At 69.9% G+C, this 6,881-nt stretch carries 5 protein-coding genes and 1 pseudogene; all 6 read right to left on the reverse strand.

All coding sequences use genetic code 11. The features are described 5' to 3' along the window. Positions 1-215: 215 nt before the first annotated feature. Positions 216-674, reverse strand: a pseudogene (locus Q0444_RS15085) (glycoside hydrolase family 19 protein); the annotation flags it as partial. A gap of 84 nt (positions 675-758) precedes the next feature. Then, positions 759-1,787 carry a hypothetical protein gene (locus Q0444_RS00520; RefSeq protein ID WP_299020497.1) on the reverse strand — a complete coding sequence of 343 codons (1,029 nt, stop codon included), beginning with the start codon at positions 1,785-1,787 and terminating at the stop codon, positions 759-761. A 1,072-nt stretch (positions 1,788-2,859) separates the two neighbouring features. Continuing rightward, a complete protein-coding gene (locus tag Q0444_RS00525) occupies positions 2,860-3,456 on the reverse strand; it encodes a hypothetical protein (RefSeq protein ID WP_299020500.1) in 597 nt (198 codons plus the stop codon). A gap of 9 nt (positions 3,457-3,465) precedes the next feature. After that, the gene (locus Q0444_RS00530; protein WP_299020503.1) at positions 3,466-5,055 is read right to left on the reverse strand and encodes a hypothetical protein; all 1,590 of its coding nucleotides are present in this window, start codon (positions 5,053-5,055) and stop codon (positions 3,466-3,468) included. A gap of 4 nt (positions 5,056-5,059) precedes the next feature. Beyond that, a complete protein-coding gene (locus Q0444_RS00535) occupies positions 5,060-5,938 on the reverse strand; it encodes a hypothetical protein (RefSeq protein ID WP_299020506.1) in 879 nt (292 codons plus the stop codon). Beyond that, positions 5,935-6,881, reverse strand: a 947-nt coding sequence (locus Q0444_RS00540) for a transglycosylase SLT domain-containing protein (RefSeq protein ID WP_299020509.1), incomplete at its 5' end; no start/stop codon positions are given. The genes Q0444_RS00535 and Q0444_RS00540, both read right to left, overlap by 4 nt.

Raw genomic sequence — 6,881 nt, forward strand, 5'->3', positions numbered from 1 at the left:
AACTGCCCGATCCAGTCGGTGCCGCCGGTGTGCGTGCCGAGCTCCCGGGACAGGTCGCCCTCGGAGATGAGTCGCCCGGCCGCGGCGCGGACGATGGTCTGCGTCGAGGCAGGGCCACAGTTCCAGCCGGTGTCCTGCCGGACCTGGTCGCGTTCGTACTCGAGTACCTTCTCGGTCACGGGTCCTCCTGGGGTGAGTAGGCGTCCGCCCATCGACAGGCACCGGGTGTATCGCTGACGGCGATCGTCGAGGCCGTTGGTCCCGCCGTTGATCGCGCGGGTGACCTCGTCGCCGTCACGGCCGTCGGCTAGGCCGTTGATCTGGGGGCGGGCGGCGGTCCAGTACCACACCGCGCCGAGGAATCCGTACCGGGGTTGTTCCAGAGCGACGGGGTTGTCGACGAAGAACGTCGGCGACGGCACAAGGCCGCGTCCGTGGGCCCACCGCGAGAGGGTGCCGTAGTTGGACCGGCCGGTGATCTGGATCGGACCTCGGCCGGCGTACCGGACGCCGTCGCCGGGGTGGACGTTCCCGAGGTCGGCCCGACCTTCATACGCCGCGCCCGAGGCGATCTCGCGCATGTACTTGAGCCCGACCGACTCGTGGCCGAGCTGTGCACACCACATGGCGGCGCGGTTGACGTTGGTGATGTCGGCGGCCTTCATGGCCTCGGTGAAAGGTCCAGCGAGCGCGCCGTAGTCCACACCGGGCACACGGCCCATTGCCTCGGCGAGTGTGGTGGCGTCCATCGAGCCTCCCTAGACGGGGCTCATGTAGACCATGAGCGAGCCTCGGCCCCGCATGTGGGCCCACTCCCTGGGTCCGAAGATCCGACGGAGCACTACCACCAGGGTAACCGACTCGCCCGCTTGGACCGATCCGATGTAGGACTCGGGAACGATCTCGGCGTCGAAGTGCGGGGTCGCGCGGCACATGATGTCGCGGTACGAGTTGATCCCGGTCCCGAGGGCGACGATCTGCCCGTCGTCGGTTCCGATGCGGACCTCCATGTCGCAGCGAGTCCACGACGATACCGAGGTGCCCGAGTTGGCATCGACGAGCACACCGCCGAACACCAGGGGACGCCACGGCCAGGGCTGCGCGGGGAGGGTGATCTGTGCGACCAGCCGCCACTCGTCGTCGGCCGCGGTGGCAACCTCGGTGAACGCAGCCTCGGGCAGGCTGTACACACTGCGCAGCGTGGACGGGTCGAGGGGCGTGAAGATGCCGGTGTACCCGAGCACTTGCTGGGGCAGCGGCCCCTCCTCGGGCTCGGTGTAGTCCTCGGACGTGCGGAGCGGCTCGCGCGGCCCGGGAGGACCGTCCGCGCCCTTGTCCCCGAGGGGGAGGGTGAGGTGCATCTGCTGCGGGGAGGTCCCCGTCAGGGACGCGCCACCGGAGGCCGGCACCACCGAGTCCGAGGAGGTGACAGCCAGGGTGTTGCCCGGCCCGACGGGGCCGTCCTCGGCGAGGACTCCGGTGAACACGAGCCATGCCCCGCCGTCCCAGACGTGCACGTCGCGGGAAGTGGTATTGGCATACGCCCAGCCCGTGTGCTCGGGGTCGAGGTCGTCCGGCAGATCAGCGTCGTCGGTGATGAACGCCCGGAACGTGAGCGGAGGCTGGTAGTCACCGATCGGCCCCCGCTCACCGTCGTCGCCGGCGGGCAGGGGGACGGCCGAGTCGAACGAGTTGAGCTCGACCTCGGCGGGGGAGATGGGCCGCCCCCCCGGGGGCTCCCCCCCGCGGAGGGGGGTTGCCCGGGGGATGATAAACCGCCCGGGCACCGGGGGGCTCGCGGGGGTGATGACCACCGGCCCGGGCACGGGGGCGCGGGGGCGAGGTGGGCCTCGCGTGGGGCGCGTAGCCGGGTGGACCGCCACGTGATCGAGCCGAAGAACCGCCGCTGCACGACGTAGAGCACGGTCTGGGTGCCGGCCGGGACCACGTCGGGGGCGTTGTCCGGGGTGTACGTGCCCTCGAGGCAGGGCAGGATCCGCGAGGTGACGTACATATCGTCGGGGATGCCCGGGCCGAGACCGACGAGGACGCCCGTCGCGGAGCCGAGCCGGACCTCGGTGTCGATGCGGGTGTCCGTGCTCCTGGGGTTGGCCTCGACACCGCCGAACACCAGGGGGCGACAGTCGACCGACTGCGCGGGGATGGTGAGCTGTGCGATGACCTCGGAGGCGGTGTCGACGTTCTTCTCGGCGAACGCGCCCGACCCGAGGGTCCACGGCCCGCGGATGGCCGGGAACGACTGCGGGCCCCACTTGGTGCCGTTCCACGCGAGCACATCGCCCACCTGGAGCGGGGTCGTCGCGTCGAAGTCGGCTGCCTCGGCGATCGGGCCGGCAGGACCGGGATCGCCCTGCGGGCCGGGCTCGCCCTTGGGGATGGACAGGTTGAGTACCTGATTAGGCGGCTCGCCCGTGATGGTCGCCGCAGCGGGTTGGCTGGGGTCGACCACCGTCACCGTACCGATCGACAGGCGGTTCGATGCGCCGCCGGGGCCGACGACGGTCAGCGCGTGGGGCAACCGCAGCCAGGTGTCGCCGAGCCAGATGAACACGTCACCGTTCGCCGTGTTACCCCACGCCCACCCGGCCTGTCCGCCGCCAAGACCAGAGGGCAGCGCCGCCTCGGTGTTGATCGCACCCTGCCACTTGACCACCGGCTGCGTGGGGCCGGGGTTGCCGGGGTCGCCGGGGTCGCCCTTCGGGAGCTCGAGGTACCCCTCGGTCGGGGTCGCCTCGAGCGAGACCGTGCGGATCGGCTCACCGTTGTTATCGTTGACGCCGCGCAGCTCGAGCCGGGGGTTGATGGTGGCGAACACCTCGCCGAGTGTGTAGGTCATTCCTATCCCTTCACCGTGGCGAGCCGGGCGCGTACCATCTCCCGGGCCACCGCCTCGTCGCTGTGCCACACCTCGCCGACCTCAGGGTGGGATGCGCGGTACACGACGTCGTCCCCCCGAGTGTAGTCGACCACCTCGATCTCGCCCCGCGGGTCGTCGGGGTCAGGGGCGACCTCGTCGATCGGGATCCACGACCGGCCCTGCCAGACGTAGCCACCTTGCCAGTTGAGCACGGCCTGCGCGATGTGACAGGCCAGGTCGTAGTCGAGGTGAGGCTGACCCACCCGGGGCAGGGGCGGGGCGGTGAGGAACTCGCCGAGGGACCGCACCTCGGGGGCGTCGAGGGTCGGGAACGGGGCGGGGGAGTCGGCCGTGCCATCGGGCAGGATCTCGCCCCGGGACACCTCCTCGCGGACGCTGCGGTAAATCTCCTCGCCGAGCTCGGTGTCGAACTGCGCGACGAGCTTGCCGTGCAGTTGCCGCCACAGGTCCTCACCGACGCTACCGGTGGGATTGGCCGTGGTGATGGCCTTGACCATCACCGCCCGCAGCATCCCGATCTCGCGCCGGGCCTGCTCGGGTAGTTCCTCGATGCGCACGCCTATCCCCTATCCGAAGTTGAGCCAGTTGACGACGGTACCGATCTTGCCGAGCTCGCGGAAGGCGAGCACGACGGGGTCCTCGGGCTCGGGCTGGCCGATGACCACCGACCACTTGCGCGGCGTGGACATGGACGACTCGAAGATCAGATCCTCGACGTAGTCCCGCCAGATGTTGCCGGTCGGGGTCTCGAACCCGATCGGATCGCCGGGATGAATGTGGACGAGCGGGTAGTACGGCCGGCCGACGAGCAGCTCGGCCTCGTGGCTGCGCTTGCCCCGGGTGTCCCACAGCTTGCCCATGCCGACCTGATACGCCTGCGGGGTCCACGCCTTGCTCATCCCCGCGCCGAGGCCCTCCTTGTACCCGAAGTCGCCCGCGGCCTGGGTGCGCTTGGACTCCTGGAACCGCATCCAGGCGAACAGCCGGTCGTCGCCGAGGCCCTGGAACAGCGCAGCCAGGCCGGGGATGCCGAGGAGCTGGGAGAGCCACCCGAGCAGCGCGGTGATCGCGGCGTTGACGAGCGCGTTGACGATGTCCGGCGACTTGCCGCCGACCATGATCGACTTCGGCCCGGCGAAGTGGTGCTTGATCTTCCAGTCGCCGAGGGCGGTGTACCGGCCTTGCCGCAGCACCACGTACGGGTCGTCGGGGTCCTGCCCGAAGTCACCGGGGACGAGGTACTTGGCCGAGGGCGGCTTGGAGTCGGTGCGGAAGAACGGTTGCTCACCGACCGAGTCGATGCGGCCGGCGAGGTAGGTGAACAGCCCCTCGAACACGTTGCCGGTCTCACCGATCGGGCCCGACTTGTCGACGATGTCGATGCAGATGGTCGGCTTGGTCAGCGTGTCCCAGGTGCTCGGCTGGGGATCGCCCGGGAACCATATCCACACGACCGGTTGTAGACCGGTGCCCTTGGTCACGTCCTCGATGGTCTTGGACGCCGGGGTCATGTTCGCGGTGAAGGCGATGAACTTGGACCGGTCGGTGGCCGGGTCGTGGGGCACGACGTACAGCGGCCAGAGGTGGCGGGCGAGACGGGACCAGGTGTTGCGGTTGAGCAGGTTCGGGGTGATCCGGTACCCCGCCGCCTGGAGCCGCACCACGTTGGCGAGGATCGCTTGCTTGAGCGTCGTGCGCGCGTACCCGACGCCGAGGTACTCGATGAGCTGGGTCTCCATTGGCAGGCCGGGCATGGCCCACAGCAGGAGGTTGTCGAGGTGCCGGGAGACGTGCTCGGCGACGAGCTCGATGGTGTCCCGGCCGTCGACGTGGATCTCGTCGGCGTCGGTGAGCTTGCCCTCCCACCGCGTCGTGACGCCCTCCCACTCGACGATGAGGTAGATGACCGCATCCTCGCCGTCGGGGGTCTCGCAGAGGAACTCGCGCAGCGGGTGGGCGCCCGGGATGGTGGCCGCGAGCACGCCGCCGATCTTGCGGGGGAGGGTGCACTTGATCTCCAGGTCGTCGCCGATGACGCCGACCTCGGTCAGGGTCTTGTCCATGACCCTGATGGTGTAGTCGGCCATGATGTGCGTCTGGTCGAAGGCGTCGATCTTCTTGTCGAGCGCCGCGGCGGTCTGCCGGATGTTGCTCACCATATCAGGACCCCGACCGGTACTTGGGGCGGGCCTCGATCAGGGCCTCGGCCTCGCCGTTGCCGCCCTCGATGCGGATGCCGAGGACGGTCTGGGACGGGGTCAGGCCGCGCGCCGCGGGCAGGAGCGAGGCACGGGTGAACCGCCGCCCGCGCATCTGGCCCCACAGGTTGACGAGCTCACCGCCGGCGGTGACGCCGATGACGGTGGGCCGGGTGGTCGAGGTGTCAACCCGCATCGTCCACCCGCCCGGCAGGGTGGGCAACTCGACCCAGGGCCCGCCGGGGCCGTCGGTGATCGAGTAGGTGCCGGGACCGGCGAGGGTGGCCTCCCACGTCAGGTCCTCGGAGCAGGGGTTAACAAGGGTGAGAGCGCCCTCGCCGACGTTGGCCGTGGTCGACCACACCGAGGAGATCTCGAACCCTGTCCACCACGGCCAGGCCGCGAGGGCGGGCACGTGGTAGGTGGCCCGGCAGATGAGCGCGTCGTCCTTCTTGAACGCCGGCACCTGCTCACCCGCGCGCAGCACCGAGCGCCACCGCCAGCCGCCCGAGGAGGTGAACTCGCACCAGTGACCCGGCTTGGTCGCCGACCATCCCGAGCGCCACCGCTCCTTGAGCACCCGCAGCGCGCGAGGCGTGTCGGCGGTGAGGTGGACGGTGAAGTCCATGTCCCGCTTCGCCACCGACCGGCCGCGAGGGATCGCGCCCTCGATGTGCTGGCCCTCGTCGACAAGCACCGATTCCTCGACGTCATCGAGCCCCTTGGGACTCGGGGCCATCTTCGCCCCCTCCTCGCCGGCGCGGTCGCCTGAGAGGTGCCAGACGTATCTGTTGGCGTCGATCCACACGACCTTACGACGGGGTGTCCACACGGGGCTCATCCTGTCACACTCCCTGCCATCGAAAGGTTACGGACCTGACGGCCCTGCTCGCGTGCGAGGGTCCGCTGTGCCGCCGACCAGTCTGTGGTCTGGATCGTGCCGACGGTGATCGAAGCGTCGATCCCGCCGCCCGCGCCAGTGGTCGGGACCGCGCTGATCGCACGGGGGATGTTGTGCAGCAGGTACGGGTCGGCGTTGAGTGCCTCGAACAGGGGCAGGTTCGCCGCGGTGGCCACCGCGTGGGAGACGTACTCGCCCGGCGAGACCTTGATGCCGATCGAGTCCTGACGGACACCACCGAGGCCGGGGATGAGACCGCCGTCCTTGTACCCGTCGCCGTCGCCGATCGCGTCGAGCAGCCCCGCGCCGTAGCGGGCGTGACCGTACCGGATCGCAGCGTTGATGTTCGCCCATGCGTTGCGGCGGTCGTTGGGCAGCTCGGGGTCGCGGTGCGCGGCGAACGTGCCGGGGATGATCTGGAGCAGCCCGACGGCCTCGTTGCCGCCCGAGTTGACGTCGATGATGCCCTGCTTGATGCCGGGGTTGCCGCCGGACTCGGACTGGATCTGACGAATCCAGGCGTCCTCCTCGGCCTTACTCGACTTGCCTTGACGCTTCATCGCGGCGCGGACCATCGGCCGCCACTGCTCGGCCCCCTGCGCGGGATCCCAGATGTGGTTGGATCCCTCGGACTTCGGGGGTTCGGGCATCGGGTTGAGCGCGACGGTCGCGGCGAGGGTCGGGTCGGCGAGCACCTCGTCGGGGGTGTCGGCGATCGGGGTGGGTGCCTGCCCGTCCTGGAGCGGGGTCGCGGACATGGCCTGGTGTACCTGCATCCACCAGGGCATCTCATCCTCGATGCCGAAGATGCCGAGCAGGTCGGAGGTCGCCGCCTTCGCCGCGACCCTCGCCATGTCCCCGGCGAAGTCGGACCACGAGGACG

It is taken from the genome of uncultured Dietzia sp. (genome assembly GCF_937873725.1).
Taxonomy (GTDB): Bacteria; Actinomycetota; Actinomycetes; order Mycobacteriales; family Mycobacteriaceae; genus Dietzia.